Genomic DNA, 1,225 nt, shown 5'->3' with positions numbered 1-1,225 from the left:
CAGTGGCGTTTTTGCGTGTCCGTCCGGATTGAACTCAAGATGATAGTTACCGGAAAGGGCGCCGCGGTCGGACTGAACGGGAGGACGTGCATACAGTCCAGCTTGGAGCGAACTGCCTATCCGGTCAGAGACCCTGCAGACAAAAGCGCAGCGGCGGCAGTATCAGCGCACAGACAGCAGGCGGTCATAAAATGACCAATCCGTCTGCTACTTCAGGTAACCGCGCATCTCAGCTGCGCGCCGGTACAGTGACAACAGTTCTGTATCTATCTGCTCGATCAGCATCCCGGCCATTTTCTGCGCCGGCGCCGCGCCGCGGTAAAGATGGCGTTTTGTCATGTCCCGTAACCGTAGGTGAAACTCATAAAGCGATTCCTCCAGGTCGTTAATGTCGTCGGTTACCGGACGCAGCAGCCCGGCGCAGCCCGCGAGAAAAAGCTTGATGCCCTTCCGCCCGCGCGTAAGCAGGACGTACCTCGCCCCGTATCAGCGCCCGCACATTACTCACGTTCTCCGCCAGGCCGGTCACACGCAGCCTGTTCGCACACTAATTCGGCATGATTTGCTCCTCAGTCAATGGGTTGCACGGCCTCATCTGTGCCGTGCCGCCACAATAGCCGGGCGTAAAGCAGTGCAGGCACGGGCGACACCGGAAGTCGCACCCGCCGGAGCGGACTGAATGTCCCGCGTAGGGCGGGGAACGGGTGAGCAGTTATGTTTGATGTCAACCTGGGCGTTTTTTTCAAAAGAAGCGCAGTGGTTGCTAGTGATGAAAGTACGCTTTGAGCGAAAAGCGGACCATGCGACTTTCGCTTATAAGTTGAATAAAAGCTTAAGAGAAATAAAAAATATGTATTTCATATAAAAGCCTTTAACTCCTCAGCATTTATGTTCGCCAGCATTGATGCTTTCAAGTTTGAGGATGATGCGAGATACTTGGATATCAAGTTGAAACCTGCCGTATAACCCAGCCACCTTGGTAAATCTCCTGTTCCGAAAAACCAGGCATTATGGTCGTAATCAGCGCGATGCCAGTTTTCAAGCATGAGTGGATAGTAGGGCTTAACAATATCGGACTTGAGGCTTTCCCAAGGCTCAAATTCACCACCCAAAAGCTCAAGAGAAAAATGCCCGGCTAGTCCTTCAGAGACTAGTGCTTCTCCCAGCGTTGAGCCGTATCCCGGTCCTGCCCACCTTGCAGCATGGTGAAGTTCATGAGCAAACA

General features: G+C 53.3%; 2 protein-coding genes and 1 pseudogene. All 3 read right to left on the bottom strand.

Annotation, left to right across the window (positions count from 1 at the left end):
* Positions 1–207: 207 nt before the first annotated feature.
* Positions 208–339, bottom strand: coding sequence for a hypothetical protein (locus WFO64_RS22350; RefSeq protein WP_337014399.1), 132 nt, complete (start codon positions 337–339; stop codon positions 208–210).
* Between the two features lie 51 nt (positions 340–390).
* Positions 391–535 (bottom strand): annotated as a pseudogene (locus WFO64_RS22645) (DUF1281 domain-containing protein); the annotation flags it as partial.
* A 322-nt stretch (positions 536–857) separates the two neighbouring features.
* The coding region (locus tag WFO64_RS22345; protein ID WP_337014397.1) for a DUF2268 domain-containing putative Zn-dependent protease at positions 858–1,225 on the bottom strand (368 nt) is incomplete at its 5' end.

This window comes from Pantoea sp. AS142 (genome assembly GCF_037152305.1).
In the GTDB taxonomy this organism is placed as follows: Bacteria; Pseudomonadota; Gammaproteobacteria; order Enterobacterales; family Enterobacteriaceae; genus Pantoea.
Note: the sequence above shows the minus strand (reverse complement) of the source record. Positions and strands in the feature narration are given on the sequence as shown.

What these genes read in the sequence shown, in the direction of transcription:
- WFO64_RS22350 (WP_337014399.1), bottom strand. Translation starts at nt 339, where the DNA reads ATGACAAAACGCCATCTTTACCGCGGCGCGGCGCCGGCGCAGAAAATG.